Source organism: Gordonia paraffinivorans (assembly GCF_900683595.1).
Taxonomy (GTDB): domain Bacteria; phylum Actinomycetota; class Actinomycetes; order Mycobacteriales; family Mycobacteriaceae; genus Gordonia; species Gordonia paraffinivorans.
Genome location: NZ_CAACYD010000006.1, coordinates 1,170,559 through 1,186,089 on the forward strand (window position 1 = coordinate 1,170,559; position 15,531 = coordinate 1,186,089).

At 68.9% G+C, this 15,531-nt stretch carries 9 protein-coding genes and 2 tRNA genes; 5 read left to right on the top strand and 6 right to left on the bottom strand.

The genetic code is table 11. The annotated features are described in order from the left end of the window. Positions 1 to 13: 13 nt before the first annotated feature. From E1P53_RS12315 to E1P53_RS12330, 4 genes are all read left to right on the top strand, one after another. Positions 14 to 5,497, top strand: coding sequence for an ATP-binding protein (locus E1P53_RS12315; protein ID WP_131734442.1), 5,484 nt, complete (start codon positions 14 to 16; stop codon positions 5,495 to 5,497). Between the two features lie 332 nt (positions 5,498 to 5,829). Continuing rightward, positions 5,830 to 6,078, top strand: a complete 249-nt coding sequence (locus tag E1P53_RS12320; protein WP_131734443.1) for a hypothetical protein — start codon at positions 5,830 to 5,832, stop codon at positions 6,076 to 6,078. After that, positions 6,068 to 6,904 carry an SDR family NAD(P)-dependent oxidoreductase gene (locus E1P53_RS12325; RefSeq protein WP_006900253.1) on the top strand — a complete coding sequence of 279 codons (837 nt, stop codon included), beginning with the start codon at positions 6,068 to 6,070 and terminating at the stop codon, positions 6,902 to 6,904. Before E1P53_RS12320 ends, E1P53_RS12325 begins: the two co-directional genes overlap by 11 nt. 66 nt (positions 6,905 to 6,970) lie before the next feature. After that, entirely contained in the window at positions 6,971 to 7,705 is a 735-nt protein-coding gene (locus E1P53_RS12330; protein WP_006900252.1) for a type 1 glutamine amidotransferase domain-containing protein, read from the top strand. Between the two features lie 572 nt (positions 7,706 to 8,277). Here the strand turns inward: E1P53_RS12330 and E1P53_RS12335 are convergent. Then, positions 8,278 to 8,847 (bottom strand): TetR/AcrR family transcriptional regulator, encoded by a 570-nt coding sequence (locus E1P53_RS12335; RefSeq protein WP_006900251.1) that lies wholly within the window; start codon positions 8,845 to 8,847, stop codon positions 8,278 to 8,280. A gap of 75 nt (positions 8,848 to 8,922) precedes the next feature. On the opposite strand from E1P53_RS12335, the gene E1P53_RS12340 reads away from it, so the two are divergent. After that, complete coding sequence (locus E1P53_RS12340) at positions 8,923 to 9,489, top strand: dihydrofolate reductase family protein (RefSeq protein ID WP_006900250.1); 567 nt, start codon at positions 8,923 to 8,925, stop codon at positions 9,487 to 9,489. Between the two features lie 120 nt (positions 9,490 to 9,609). Here E1P53_RS12340 and E1P53_RS12345 read toward each other — a convergent pair. The 5 genes from E1P53_RS12345 to gyrB all read right to left on the bottom strand — a co-directional run bounded on the left by E1P53_RS12345 (position 9,610) and on the right by gyrB (position 15,466). After that, positions 9,610 to 9,685 (bottom strand) — tRNA-Ala (locus E1P53_RS12345). A gap of 57 nt (positions 9,686 to 9,742) precedes the next feature. Then, positions 9,743 to 9,816, bottom strand: a tRNA-Ile gene (locus tag E1P53_RS12350). Positions 9,817 to 9,883: 67 nt separating this feature from the next. Then, the gene (locus E1P53_RS12355) at positions 9,884 to 10,747 is read right to left on the bottom strand and encodes a DUF3566 domain-containing protein (protein ID WP_131734444.1); all 864 of its coding nucleotides are present in this window, start codon (positions 10,745 to 10,747) and stop codon (positions 9,884 to 9,886) included. 115 nt (positions 10,748 to 10,862) lie between these two features. Then, positions 10,863 to 13,358: a DNA gyrase subunit A gene (gyrA, locus tag E1P53_RS12360; protein WP_131734445.1), complete on the bottom strand. Its 2,496-nt coding sequence runs from the start codon at positions 13,356 to 13,358 to the stop codon at positions 10,863 to 10,865. Positions 13,359 to 13,405: 47 nt separating this feature from the next. Beyond that, positions 13,406 to 15,466 (bottom strand): DNA topoisomerase (ATP-hydrolyzing) subunit B, encoded by a 2,061-nt coding sequence (gyrB, locus tag E1P53_RS12365; RefSeq protein WP_131734446.1) that lies wholly within the window; start codon positions 15,464 to 15,466, stop codon positions 13,406 to 13,408. Between the last annotated feature and the right edge of the window lie 65 nt (positions 15,467 to 15,531).

A 15,531-nucleotide genomic window follows, 5' to 3' on the forward strand; every position in this document is an offset into this window, starting at 1 on the left:
GAAGGAGCCGGTGATGTTCTCCCGAATCGCCATCGTCAACCGTGGTGAGGCCGCCATGCGCCTCATCCACGCCGTCCGAGGCCTGTCCGCCGAGACGGGACAGCAGATCGAGGTCATCGCCCTGCACACCGACGTCGATGCCGCCGCCACCTTCGTGCGCGAGGCCGACGTGGCCTACGACCTCGGGCCGGCGGCCTCGCGTCCCTACCTCAACCTCAAGGTGCTCGAGCGCGCCCTCCTCGAGACCGGCGCCGACGCGGCCTGGGTCGGCTGGGGCTTCGTCGCCGAGGATCCCGCGTTCGCCGAGCTCTGCGAGCGCATCGGGGTCACCTTCATCGGTCCGTCGCCGGAGGCCATGCGCAAGCTCGGCGACAAGATCGGCGCCAAGCTCATCGCCGAGGAGGTCGGCGTGCCGGTCGCCCCGTGGAGCCGCGGCGAGGTCGGCTCCATCGACGACGCGCTGGCCGCCGCGGCCGAGATCGGCTACCCGCTGATGCTGAAGGCCACCGCCGGCGGCGGTGGTCGCGGCATCCGCGTCATCAACAACGACGACGAACTGCGGGACGCCTTCGAGCGCACCCGCGACGAGGCCGCCCGCGCGTTCGGCAGCGGCGTCGTCTTCCTCGAACGGCTCGTCACCGGCGCCCGCCACGTCGAGGTGCAGGTCATCGCCGACGGCCAGGGCACCGCGTGGGCGCTCGGCGTCCGCGACTGCTCCGTGCAGCGCCGCAACCAGAAAGTCGTCGAGGAGTCCGCCTCGCCGGTCCTCGCGCCCGACCAGGTCGCCGACCTGAAGGCCTCGGCCGAGCGTCTCGCCGTCGCCGTGGGCTACCGCGGCGCCGCCACCGTCGAGTTCCTCTACCACCCGGGCGAGAAGCTGTTCGCCTTCCTCGAGGTCAACACCCGCCTGCAGGTCGAGCACCCGATCACCGAGGTCACCACCGGCTTCGACCTCGTGCGCGCCCAGCTGCACGTCGCCGCGGGCAACAAGCTCGAGGGCCAGCCGCCCGTCGAGCGCGGTCACGCCATCGAGGCCCGCCTCAACGCCGAGGATCCCGACCGCGACTTCGCGCCGGCGCCCGGTCGAATCAACCTGCTCGAGCTGCCCGCCGGCCCGGGCATCCGGGTCGACACCGGCGTCAGCGAGGGCGACACGATCCCCGCCGATTTCGACTCGATGATCGCCAAGATCATCGCCTACGGCCGCGACCGCGACGAGGCACTCGGCCGCCTGCGCCGGGCGATGCGCGAGACCCGCGTCATCATCGCCGGCGGCGCCACCAACAAGAGCTTCGTCCTCGAATTGCTCGACCAGCCCGAGGTCATCGACGGCAGCGCCGACACCGGCTGGATCGACCGCGTCCGCGCCGAGGGCGGCCTGGTCACCAACCAGCACTCGGCCATCGCGCTGACCGCGGCGGCGATCGACGCCTACGAGGAGCAGGAGAAGGTCGAGCAGCAGCGTCTGATGTCGACCGCGTCCGGCGGCCGCCCGCAGGTCCAGCACGAGAGCGGCCGGCCGCTCGACCTGAAGCTGCGCGGCGCGTCCTACCGCGTGCGGGTCGCCCGGATCGGCGCCCACCGCTTCCGCGTCACGATCGAGGCGGGCCCCGACACCCTGACCGCCGACGTCGAGCTCGAGCGCTTCGACGACCACGCGGCTCAGCTGGTCGTCAACCACGAGCGCTTCCGGCTGGTCACCGACACCCACGGCCCGGTCCATCTCGTCGACGTCGACGGTGTGACGCACCGCGTGAGCCGCGACGAGGGCGGCGTCGTCCGCTCCCCCGCGCCGGCCCTCGTGGTCGCGACGCCGCTGCAGGTCGGCGACGAGGTCGAGGCCGGGGCACCGGTCCTCGTGCTCGAGTCCATGAAGATGGAGACCGTGCTGCGCGCCCCGGTGCGCTCGCGCCTCAAGGAATGCGCGGTGTCGGTCGGCACGCAGGTGGAGACGGGCGCCACGCTGCTGCGGCTCGAGCCGCTGGCCGACGACGACTCCGACGAGGCGGCCGAGGAGGTCGCCGGCGTCGAGCTCAAGCTGCCGGCCGAACCCGAGGTCGAGGCCGACGACCGCACCACCCGCAGCCAGGAGGACCTGCGCAGCCAGCTCCTCGGCTACGACGTCGACCCGAGCGAGGGCACCCGACTGCTCGACGAGTACCTCGCCGTGCGGCGCGAGGTGATCTCCCGCGGCCAACGTCCCCTCGCCGACGAGCTCGAGCTGATCACCGTCTTCGCCGACATCGCCGAGCTGAGCCAGAACCGGCCGTCGAGCGACGAACTCGGTGTCGAACACGTCCACAGCGCGCGCGAGAACTTCCACACCTACCTGCAGAGCCTCGACGTCGAGCGCGACGGGCTCCCGCAGTCGTTCCACGACCAGCTGCTGCGGGCGCTGCGCCACTACGTGGTCACCGACCTCGAGCGCACCCCCGAGCTCGAGGCGGCGGTCTTCCGCATCTTCCTGGCCCTGCAGAACCCGGCCGGCGCGGTCGCCGTCATCACCACCCTGCTGCGTGAGTGGCTCAAGGAGCCGACCCCGCGCGACGAGCTTCGCGACGACGTGGGCCCGGCGCTGGATCGTCTCATCGCGGCGACGCAGATGCGCTACCCGGCGATCGCCGACCTCGCCCGCGGCGTCGTCTACGCCTGGTACGGCCAGCCGACCCTCCTGCGCGACCGCGCCCGCGTCTACAGCAACGTCCGCAAGCAGCTGCGCTACCTCGACGAGAACCCGGACGCCCCGGATCGCGAGGAGCGCATCGACAACCTGGTGCGCAGCACCGAGCCGCTGGTGCGCCTGCTCGGCCAGCGCATCGAGCGCGGCATCGCCGACAACCACGTCATGCTCGAGGTCCTGACCCGCCGCTACTACGGCAACAAGGGCCTGTCGGGCATCCGCAACGTCGACGCCGGCGGCACGACGTTCGTCGTCGCCGAGCGCGAGGGCGGCAGCCTCGCCTCCGCGGCCGTCGGTTTCGAGGGACTCGCCGCGGCCCTGAGCGGTCTCGGCGAAATCGCCCAGGGTGCCGCGTCGGTCGACTCCGACATCTACCTGAGCTGGGAGCAGCAGCCCGCCGACTTCGACGAACTAGCCGGCACGCTGCACGAGATCGTGTCGAACGCGCCGCTGCCCCCGCAGGTGCACCGCGTCACCATCACCGTGGCCGGCCGCGGCGACGCGCGCATGCACCATCACGTCACGTTCCGGCCGTCGTCGACCGGCATGGTCGAGGAGCGCCTCATCCGCGGCCTGCACCCGCACATCGCGCAGCGCATGCGCATGGAGCGGCTGCGGAAGTTCGACCTCACCCGCCTGCCGTCGGCCGACGACGAAGAGGTGTACCTGTTCCGTTGTGTCGCGCGGGAGAACCCGGCCGACGTGCGGCTCATCGCGTTTGCCCAGGTCCGCGACCTCACCGCGGTCCGCGAGCAGGGTGGCCGCCTGTTGAGCCTGCCCACGGCGGAGACGGCGCTGGCCTCGTGCGCGGACTCGATCCGCCGTGCCCAGCGCGGTGCGGCCCGGCCGTCGAGCGCGAACCGGATCGTGCTGTACGTCTGGCCGCCGATCGACGGCGACCCGAACATTCTGGACACGATCTCCGAACACATCCAGGGCGTGACCCGCGGCATCGGTCTCGAAGAGGTCCAGGTGATCGCGCGTCGCCGCGACCGCGAGACCGGCGAGCTGACGAAGGTGTCGATCCACTTCTCGCTCAACGCGACCGGCGAGTTCGACGTCAAGGTCGGCGTGCCGAGCAACGAGCCGATCGAGCCGATCGACGAGTACCGCCAGAAGGTCAAGCGCGCCGCGGCCCGCGGCAACGTGTACCCGTACGAGCTGGCCGAGATCATCGGCGACTTCACCGAACACGATCTCGACGACGAGAACCGCCTGGTGCCGGTCGACCGGCCGAAGGGCCACAACACCGCGGGCATCGTCGCCGGCGTCGTCACCACCCCGACGGAGAAGTTCCCCGAGGGCGTCACGCGCGTCGTGCTCCTCGGCGATCCGACCAAGTCGCTCGGCGCGCTGTCGGAGCCGGAGTGCAGCCGGGTGATCGCCGCGCTCGATCTCGCCGAGCAGATGCAGGTGCCGCTGGAGTGGTACGCGCTGTCGTCGGGTGCCCGCATCTCGATGGACTCGGGCACCGAGAACATGGACTGGGTGGCCCGCGCGCTCAAGCGCGTGGTCGAGTACACGCAGGCGGGCGGCGAGATCAACATCGTCGTCGCGGGCATCAACGTCGGTGCGCAGCCGTACTGGAACGCCGAGGCGACGATGCTCATGCACACGAAGGGCATCCTGGTGATGACCCCGGATTCGGCGATGGTGCTGACCGGCAAGCAGTCGCTGGACTTCTCCGGCGGTGTGTCGGCCGAGGACAACTTCGGCATCGGCGGCTACGACCGCGTGATGGGTCCGAACGGACAGGCCCAGTATTGGGCGCCCAACCTCGGAGCGGCCCGCGACGTCCTGATGTCGCACTACGACCACACCTACATCGCGCCGGGCGAGACGACGCCGCGCCGGGCCGTCACGACCGACCCGTCAGATCGCGACGTCTCCGACTTCCCGCACGTGCTGGCCGGCAGCGACTTCACCACGGTGGGTCAGATCTTCTCGGCCGTTCACAACCCGGATCGCAAGAAGCCGTTCGACATCCGCACGGTGATGCGGGCCGTCGCCGACCAGGATCATCCGGTGCTCGAGCGCTGGGCGGGCATGGCCGACGCCGAGACCGCCGTCGTGTGCGATGTGCACATGGGCGGCATCCCGGTGTGCATGCTGGGCATCGAGTCGCGTGAGGTGCCGCGTCGCGGCTACAAGCCGACCGACGGTCCCGACACCTACACCGCGGGCACCCTGTTCCCGCAGTCGTCGAAGAAGGCGGCACGCGCCATCAACGTCGCGAGCGGCAACCGCCCGCTCGTCGTGCTCGCCAACCTGTCGGGCTTCGACGGGTCGCCGGAGTCGATGCGCAAGTTGCAGCTCGAGTACGGCGCCGAGATCGGCCGCGCGATCGTCAACTTCCGCGGTCCGATCGTGTTCTGCGTGATCTCGCGTTACCACGGCGGTGCCTTCGTGGTGTTCTCGAAGGCGCTCAACCCGAACATGACGGTGCTGGCGATCGAGGGTTCGTTCGCCTCGGTCCTCGGTGGTGCGCCGGCGGCCGCGGTGGTGTTCGCCGGCGAGGTCGCCAAGCGGGTCGCCGCCGATCCACGGGTGCGTGAGCTCGAGGCCCGCGCCGTCGACGCGACCGGCACCGACCGGTCGAGCCTCAACGCCGAGCTCGCCGACGTCCGGCAGTCGGTGCGCGCGGAGAAGATCAGCGAGATCGCCGCCGAGTTCGACAAGGTGCACAGCATCCAGCGCGCCGTCGAGGTCGGCTCGGTCGATGCGGTGATCCGCGCCGACGAGCTGCGGCCGAGGATCATCGGGGCGATCGAGTCCTCGCCCGCGTGGGGCTCGCGGTCGCATGCCGTGAGTTCCTAGGCAGCACTAGCACAATCGCCACCTCCGGCTCGGCCCGGAGGTGGCGATTTCCGTCTGTGCGCGTGTTCCGCGTGATCGGCCGGCGGGAGGGTTACCCACAGCTTTGCCCACAGGTGTGGAATTCGGTGCGGGACAGAAGATTCACGGATCTGCACGACGCCCCCGGCCGGCTCCGGGACGCGAACCCGTTCGACGCGTGCGCATGTCGCGGCGCACTCCCGAGCGCGTTTTGCGCAGGCGGCGCCCGGCACACCGCTTTCCGGCGATCGGCCCCGGACGTCTCGGTGCAACCGGCCGGTGAGGTTTCGCCGATCCTCAGGCATTGTGGACACATGGCGGACAACGACAAGCCCGACCGGACGACGACCGACGACGATCTGCGGACGGATCCGGACATGCCCGAGCAGCCCGACGAGGCGGACGGCCCCGAATCGCTCCTGCCCACCGCCGACGACACCCCCATCGGCGAGACCGAGCGGACCGCCGAGGAGAAGGCCGTGTACGAGGCCGCGGTCCCGGACGACGAGGCGAATCCCGGGCACGCGGTCGGAGGATCGGAGGGGACCGCCGATGGCCAGTGAGAAGCGGACCATCGTCCTGACCGGGGCGAGCGACGGAATCGGCGCGATCGCGGCACGTGCCCTCGCGGGCCCGTCGACGGATCTGATCCTGGTCGGCCGGTCGCCGCAGAAGCTCGAGAAGATCACCGCGGACACCGGGGCGACCGGTTTCACCGCCGACTTCTCCCGGTTGTCCGAGGTTCGCGACCTCGCCGCACAGATCTCCGAACGCGTCGCGTCCATCGACGTCCTGATGAACAACGCCGGCGGGATGTTCCCGCCCGGTCAGCGCACCGCCGATGGTCACGAACCCTGCTTCCAGATCAACCATCTCGCCCCGTTCCTGCTGACCAACCTGCTCCGGGATCGGCTCGCGGCGGCCGACTCGTCGTTGGTGCTCAACACCGCCAGCGTCGGGAACCTGTTCGGCAGGGTGGATCTCGACGATCTCGACTTCGAGCGGCGCCCGACGCTCGGCGGCGCCATCCCCTACGGGACGAGCAAACTCGAGAACATCTTGTTCACCCGCGGCATCGCCCAGCGCTGGACCGGCGACAAGATCTATTCCGCCGCAGTGCATCCCGGACCTGCCGCCACGAGCTTCGGCCGCGACTCGCGCATGGCCGGGCTGCTCTACCGCTCCCCGGTCGCGCGCCTGGTGACCATCACCCCCGAGCAGGGTGCCGCCCCGCTCGTCGCATTGGCCGAGCGCGGTCCGGACCCGGAGGTCAACGGCGTCTACTTCAGCCGCCACAAGCCGAACGGCCGCGAGAATCCTCAGGCCCACGACCAGAGGCTGATCGACGGACTGTGGGAGAAGTCGGCCGAACTCACCGGGATCGCCTGACCGCCGCACCGACCGTGAACGCCTCCCCCTTGGCCGAAGGGGGTCATCCCACCGAAGGAGTGCACGATGACCGAAGGCAAGAACACCGGCAAGATCCTGTTCGTCATGACCGGCGCCGACGAATGGACACTCGACGACGGCTCGAAACACAAGACCGGATTCTGGGCGGAGGAGGCCGCCGCACCGCTCGAGGTCTTCCGTGAGGCCGGTTTCGCGGTGACGGTGGCGACGCCGCGCGGTGTGCGCCCGCCCGTGGACGAGGCCAGCCTCGCGCCCGACGCCGTGGGTTCGGCCGAGCGCGCCGAACAGATCCGCACGCTCCTCGAGACCGCGCCCGAGTTGCAGAACCCCATCGCCCTGTCCGACGCCGATGTCGCCGAGTACGACGCGGTGTTCGTCCCCGGCGGCCACGGCCCGATGGAGGACCTGGCCGTCGACGCCGACGCCGGTGCACTGCTGATCGCGGCCGACCGCGCCCGCAAGACCATCGGCATCGTCTGCCACGGTCCGGCGATCCTGCTCGCCGCGAAGGGTGAGGACGGGGTCAACGCATTCTCCGGTCGCACCGTCACGTGCTTCGGCAACGCCGAGGAACAACAAGCGGGTCTCGCCGACAAGGCCCCCTGGCTGCTCGAGGACCGCCTGATCCACGAGGGCTTCCGGGTGACCCTCGGCCTGCCCTGGACCGTGCACACCGAGTCCGACGGCAACCTGCTGACCGGACAGAACCCGGCGTCGTCGGAGAAGCTGGCCCGCGAGGTCGTCCAGCGGCTGAGGGGACAGACTCCCGCACGGTCCTGACGCGCCGCGGCGTGGAGGCTGTGGACCGCACCGACACGCCCGTGGGCGGGCCCGTTAGCCTCGACCCGATGAGCAGACGGACACGCCGAGAACCGCGGTGGCGCGCGGGCCGGCATCATGCGGCCGACGATCGGCGCCTCCGGATCGAACAGCCCGGGCTGATGAACCTCCGCATGTACCTGGCGGTACCGGGCTGCCTGATCCTGGGCATCTTCGCCCTCGGGATCGGGATCGGGATCGGATTGATGATCGATCCCGCGACCTGTGACAACCGGCCGATGGACCGGGGCGACCTGTGCGTGCACGGCTCGCGGGGCTCGGAGCAGCTCGTCCCGCACGGCGCCACGATGCGAACTCAGGTCTCGCGGGTGAACCCCGAGATCCTCGCGAAGGTGTCCGGGCACACCTACGACGACCAGGTCGGGCACAACCGGTGGTATGGGCCCGCCTCGGTGACCGCGGGCGTCCTCTTCATCGCCGGGGCGGTATGGCTCGGCAGTGTGCAGCTGAGGACGTTCCTCGACCGCTGGGAGCAGCACGGCTCGCTCAGGGCCCCGAAGACCGCCCAGGCCTCACCCGGGCAGGAGTCCCGCGACGAGAGCATCGATGACGCGCTCGAGCGGTTCCTCGTCGAGCAACGGTCCCGTCAGCGAGTCCAGGACCAGCCCGTCGATCGCGTGGTGGAAGAGCGCGATCTCCCGCGCGGTTCCCGGTAGTCCGGCCTGCTCGTTGAACGCGACGTCGGCGGCGAAGCCGCGGCGACGCCACTCGCCGATGATCTCGGCGACCTCGGGACGTCGAATGCCCTCCAGGCGCAGCTCGAGGAGCGCGATGGTCACCTCCCGGTTCGTCAGCAACCGGTCGACGATGTTCCGCAGATAGTCGGCGAACAGGTCCCGGCTCGGTTCTCGATGGGCGTTCGCGGCGAGGAACTCCTCGCTCGGTGCCAGCCGTTCCCCGATGCGCTCGACGAGTCCTTGGAGCAGCGCGGCGCGCGTTCGGAAGTAGTTCGTGGTGGTGCCCAGGGGCACCCCTGCCGCCCTGTCCACCGCACGGTGCGTCAACCCCCGTGCCCCCTCCCCGGCGAGGACTGCGATCCCCGCGTCGGCGAGTGCTCGGCGACGGTCGTCGTTTCTGGCCACGGGCGAACGATAGCCGAATCACTACATCTGCTGTAGTTTCAGAACCACTACACCTGAGTGTGATCGGAGACCGTGATGCGTGAACTCGTCTATTACGTGGCGGTGAGTCTCGACGGCTTCATCGCGGGACCCGAGGGACAGTTCGACGCCTTTCTCGTCGAGGGCGACCACATGGACGCCGGCATCGACCGGTTCCCGGACGCCATCCCCACCCGGATCGCCGAGGTGCTCGGGATCGACCAGGGCACCGGGCCGTTCGACACCGTCCTCATGGGCGCCAACACCTACGAGGTAGGCCTGCCGGACGTGACGAGCCCCTACCGGCACCTGGAGCAGTTCGTACTCACCCACCGCTCCTACCCGCCGGCCGAGGGCGTCACGTTCACCGACCGCGACCCGGTGGAGCTGGTGCGCGAACTGAAGGCGGCCGACGGCAAGGACATCTGGCTGTGCGGGGGCGGAACCCTGGCGTCGGAGCTGATCGGCGAGATCGACCGTCTCGTCCTCAAACGGCAACCCCTGCTGTTCGGTGCGGGCATCCCGGTGTTCGCAGCCGGGACGTACGATCCCGCGCTCTTCCGCCGGGTGAGCAACCGCGATTTCGAGTCGGGGGTGTCGATGACCGAGTACGTGCGGGCCTGATCGTCGCTCACCGGTTCCGTACCTGCTCACCCGTTCGGCGTGAGCGGGAGCGGAGAAGGTGAGCGGAAAAGCGAAACGCACCACCCCGTGGGAAGTGGTGCGTTGCCGGTTCGTGTTCAGTGGTGGAGCCTAGGAGATTCGAACTCCTGACATCCGCCTTGCAAAGGCGGCGCTCTACCAACTGAGCTAAGGCCCCGTGCCGACCGGGATCGGTCGACGGGTGCGAATCGGAGCTGTGGATCTACCGTCGCAGTGGGCCTAGGAGGACTTGAACCTCCGACCTCTTCGTTATCAGCGAAGCGCTCTAACCGCCTGAGCTATAGGCCCTTGAACCGAGCAGTGAGATTACCCGACGGATCCCCAACCAACCAAAACGGCTGGTCAGAGGCCCGTTTCAATCGAGATCGGCGAGGGTCACCTCGGTCCCGCCGACCATGTCGGCACAGATGTTGTAGATGTAGCTGCCGACCGTCGCGAGTGCGGTGATGAGGATGGCGTTGACGGCCCCCAGGAGCGCCGCCAGCCCGAAAACGGTGCCCGCCCCGATGATGTCCCCGGACGAGGTGGATTCCTCGGCCACGAGCGTTCCGAAGCTGTTGTTCAGCTGATCCCAGATGCCCATGCCGTCGAAGACGAGATACAGCACGGCGACGGCGATCATCCAGATGAAGAACCCGACCACCGACAGCACCGCGGAGATCTTGAAGGTCGCCCACGGATCGATCCGGCGCACCTGGACGGTCGCGCGCAGTGCGGTGCCCGCACCGACCTGGCGGGGTGCCGACCGCGGCGCCGCCTTCGCACCGGTCGCGGCCCCGGCCGGGCGCGCCAGATCGGCGGTGTGATGGATCCGGTCGAGATCGGGCAGATCGTCCTCGGGCAGGTCGTCGCGCTCGATGGTGCTGGTGGGCGACTCGACGAACCTGGTGTCCTCGGTGGCCGTCGCGGGCGCGGGGCGCCGGGGGCTGTCGAGCTTGGTGACCGGTGCCTGCTGCCCGCCCGGGCCCCCGGCGGCGGGACCGCCGGCGGTCGTCACGATGCCGCGCGGCGGCGGGCCGCCCCGATTCTCCTGGCCACTGCGGGTCTCCTGGGGGCTGCGGTCGAACGCCTCCGTGGGCGCCGAGCCGGACGAGTCCTCGGCCGGTCCCCGCTGCCACGGCGGCACGAGCCCACCGCCGGGGGTGCCCGTGCCCGGACCGGACTGACCCTCTGCGGGGCGTCCGTTCTTGTCCTGGTTCGGCTCGTTCGGTGTGCTCACAGGCAATCCCTCACTCTGGCGTCACCCTCCGGGGGCTGCGTCGACTTTGGACCGACGCGCCGGGGTCGGTCTGCACCGTCCCCGACGCGTCGGCTGCACGTGATGTTCACCCTACCTAGGAGGAGGCTTCCTGCTCCTGCTCATCCGGCTCGTCGGCGTTGCGGGCGATCGCGATGAGAGTCGTGCCCTCGTCGAGGTTCATCAGGCGCACGCCCTTGGTCTGGCGACCCGCCTTGCGGACCTGCTTGGCCGCGGTGCGGATGACGCCGCCGTTGGACGTGATCGCGTAGAGCTCCGAATCGTCGTCGACGATGATCGCGCCGATGAGTTCACCGCGCCGGCGATCGTGGGCGATGGTGAGCACACCCTTGCCGCCGCGACCCTGGACCGGGTAGTCGTCCATGCCGGTCCGCTTGGCGTAGCCGCCCGAGGTCGCCACCAGCAGGTAGGTGTTCTCGTGCACGACGTTGAGCGACAGCAGGGTGTCGTCGGCGTTGAACCGCATGCCCTGGACGCCGGAGGTCTGCCGGCCCATCGGGCGCAGGGTCTCGTCGTCGGCGTGGAAGCGGATCGACTGGCCCTTCTGCGAGACCAGCAGCAGGTCGTCGTCGGCGCTGCACAGCTGTGCGCCGACGAGCTCGTCCTCGCCGCGGAGGTTGATCGCGGCGATGCCACCCGACCGGTTGGAGTCGAAGTCCTGCAGGCGCGACTTCTTCACCAGGCCGTTGCGGGTGGCGAGCACCAGGTACGGCGCATCCTCGTAGGACTTGAGGTGGATGATCTGGGCGATCCGCTCCTCCGGCTGGAAGGCCAGCAGGTTGGCGACGTGCTGGCCGCGGGCGGTGCGGTTGGCCTCCGGCAACTCGTAGGCCTTGGCCCGGTACACCCTGCCCTTGGTGGTGAAGAACAGGATCCAGTCGTGGGTCGAGCACACGAAGAAGTGCTTGACGATGTCGTCCTGCTTGAGATCGGCTCCCTTGACGCCCTTTCCGCCGCGACGCTGGCTGCGGTACAGGTCGGTCTTGGTGCGCTTGGCATAGCCGGTCTCGGTGATGGTGACGACGACGTCCTCACGGGCGATGAGGTCCTCGTCGGTGACATCGCCGTCGGCGGCGATGATCTTGGTCCGACGCTCGTCGCCGTACTTGTCGACGACCTCCTTGAGCTCGTCGCGCACGATGGCGCGCTGACGCTCCGGCTTGTCGAGGATGTCCTTGTAGTCGGCGATCTCGCGCTCGATCTCGGCGAGCTCGTCGACGATCTTCTGACGCTCGAGGGCCGACAGGCGACGCAGCTGCATCGCCAGGATGGCGTCGGCCTGGATCTCGTCGATGTCGAGCAACTCGATGAGGCCCGTCCGCGCGGTCTCGGTGTTGGCCGAGCGGCGGATCAACGCGATCACTTCGTCAAGCGCGTCAAGGGCTTTCACCAGACCGCGCAGGATGTGTGCGCGTTCCTCGGCCTTGCGCAACCGGTACCGGGTGCGACGCACGATGACGTCGATCTGGTGGGCCACGTACAGGCGGATCATCTGGTCGAGGCGCAGGGTGCGCGGCACGCCGTCGACGATCGAGAGCATGTTGGCGCCGAAGCTGGTCTGCAGCTGGCTGTGCTTGTACAGGTTGTTCAGCACGACCTTCGCGACCGCGTCACGACGCAGCGTGACGACGATCCGCATGCCGACGCGATCGGAGGACTGGTCCTCGATCCGGCTGATGCCCTTGAGCTTTCCCTCGTTGACCTGCTCGGCGATCGACTGGATGAGGTTGTCCGGGTTGACCTGGTAGGGCAGCTCGGTGATGACGAGGGTGGTGGTGCCCTTGTTCTCCTCGATGTCGACGACGCCGCGCATCTTGATGCTGCCGCGGCCGGTGGTGTAGGCGTCCTTGATGCCCTGGCTGCCGACGATCAGTGCGGCCGTGGGGAAATCGGGTCCCTTCACGCGCTCCATGCACGCCGCGAGAGTGGCCTCGTCGTCGGCGTCGGGGTTCTCCAGAGCCCAGAAGACCGCCTCGGCGACCTCGTTGAGGTTGTGCGGCGGGATGTTGGTCGCCATGCCGACGGCGATACCGCCCGAGCCGTTGATCAGCAGGTTCGGGATGCGCGACGGCAGCACCGTCGGCTCCTGGGTCTTGCCGTCGTAGTTCGGGATGAAATCGACGGTCTCCTCGCCGATGTCGCGGAGCATCTCCATCGCCAGCGGCGTCAGGCGGGCCTCGGTGTAACGCATGGCCGCCGGGCCGTCGTTGCCGCGGGAACCGAAGTTGCCCTGGCCGTCGATGAGCGGATAGCGCATCGACCACGGCTGGGCGAGACGCACGAGGGCGTCGTAGATCGCCGAGTCGCCGTGCGGGTGGTAGTTACCCATCGTCTCCGCAACGGGTTTCGCCGACTTCACGTACGAGCGGTCCGGACGGAACCCGGCGTCGAAGGATGCGTAGAGCAGGCGCCGGTGCACGGGCTTGAGGCCGTCACGCACCTCGGGCAGCGCACGGCCCACGATCACGCTCATCGCGTAATCGATGTAGCTGCGCTGCATCTCCTGCCCGAGATCGACGGGTTCGATGCGGTCGCCTTCGCCGCCGGAGGGCGGAAGGGTGGTGTCAGTCATGATGTGTTCTTTCTCCGATCACTGCGCGAGTCGTGCGACTGGCGTGATCAGACGTCAAGGAAGCGAACGTCTTTCGCGTTGCGGGCGATGAAGCTTCGACGAGCCGAGACGTCCTCGCCCATCAGGATGGAGAAGAGCTCGTCGGCCGCCGCGGCGTCGTCGAGGGTCACCTGCCGCAGCACGCGGACCGCCGGATCCATGGTGGTCTCCCACAGCTCCTTGGCGTTCATCTCGCCGAGACCCTTGTAGCGCTGGATGCCGTCGTCGGGGTTGATCTTCTTGCCGGCGGCACGTCCGGCCTCGAGGAGGCCGTCGCGTTCGCGGTCGGAGTAGGCGAACTCCGGCTCGGACTTCTGCCACTTGAGCTTGTACAGGGGCGGCTGTGCCAGGTACACGTGACCGTTCTCGATGAGCGGCCGCATGAAGCGGAACAGCAGCGTCAGCAGCAGGGTCGAGATGTGCTGGCCGTCGACGTCAGCGTCGGCCATGAGCACGATCTTGTGGTACCGCAGCTTGGAGATGTCGAACTCGTCGTGGATGCCGGTGCCGAACGCGGTGATGATCGACTGCACCTCGGCGTTCTTCAGGACGCGGTCGATGCGGGCCTTCTCGACGTTGATGATCTTGCCGCGCAGCGGGAGGATCGCCTGGTACATCGAGTCGCGGCCCGACTTGGCCGAACCGCCTGCCGAGTCGCCCTCCACGATGTAGATCTCGCACTTGGTGGGATCGTTGCTGCGGCAGTCGGCGAGCTTGCCGGGCAGGCCGCCGATGTCGGTTGCGGTCTTGCGCCGCACCATCTCTCGCGCGCGACGTGCGGCCATGCGCGCCTGCGCGGAGTCGGCCGCCTTCTTGACGATGACCTTCGCCTCGGCGGGGTTGGCCTCGAACCAGTGGCCCAGGTGCTCGTTGCAGGTGCGCTGGACGAAGCCCTTGATCTCGGTGTTGCCGAGCTTGGTCTTGGTCTGGCCCTCGAACTGCGGATCGGAGACCTTCACCGAGATGACCGCCGCGAGACCCTCGCGGATGTCGTCGCCGGTGAGTTTGCCGTCCTTCTCCTTGATGAGCTTCTTCTCCAGCGCGTACTTGTTGACCGTGCTGGTCAGCGCCGCGCGGAAACCCTCTTCGTGGGTGCCACCCTCGTGGGTGTTGATCGTGTTGGCGAAGGTGTGCACCGACTCGGAGTAGCCGGCGTTCCACTGCATCGCGATCTCGACCTCGTGCCCCTCGCCCTTGGCCGAGAAGCCGATCACCGTGTTGTGGATCGGCTGCTTGGTGCGGTTGAGGTGCTTGATGTAGTCGACGAGGCCGTCCGGGTAGTAGTACGTGCGGGTCTTCGGCTTGGCCGCTGCCTCCGCCTTCTCCGTCTCGCTCTTGACCGCCTCGGCGACCTCGGCGGTGCTCGGCTCGCTGTCGCCGTTGCCGTCGCCGGGGGCCTCGACCGCCTGCGGACGCTGGTCGGTGAGGGTGATGGTCAGGCCCTTGTTGAGGAAGGCCATCTCCTGCAGGCGGCGCGCCACGGTCTCGGCGTTGAACCGGGTGGTCTCGGTGAAGATCTCCGGGTCCGGCCAGAACCGGACGACCGTGCCGGTCTTCTTGGTCGGCTCGCCCTTGATCAGCTCGCCGGGCTTGGCGTTGGTGTAGGTCTGTTCCCAGTTGTGGCCGTCGCGCTCGATCTCGAGTTCGACCTTGGTCGACAGCGCGTTGACCACCGAGATGCCGACACCGTGCAGACCGCCGGAGACCGCGTAGGAGTCGGAGTCGAACTTGCCGCCGGCGTGCAGCTGGGTGAGCACGACCTCCACGGTCGGGACGCCGGTGCGGTGCATCTCCACCGGGATGCCGCGGCCGTCGTCGACGACCTGCACGCCGCCGTCCTCGAGGAGGGTGACGTCGACGCGAGTGGCGAAGCCGGCCATCGCCTCGTCGACCGAGTTGTCGACGACCTCCCAGATCAGGTGGTGCAGTCCGCGCTCACCGGTGGAACCGATGTACATGCCGGGTCGTTTGCGGACGGCTTCCAGACCTTCGAGGATGTTGATCGAGTCGGCGCCGTATTCGGCTGCCTTCTTCTGCTTCTTCGGTCCGGTGTCGTTGGTGTCGGCCACGAGGTGCGTCCGCTCCTGTTCTGCTCACCGGCGGAAACGGGAAGGCCCCGGGATCCGCCGTCGAT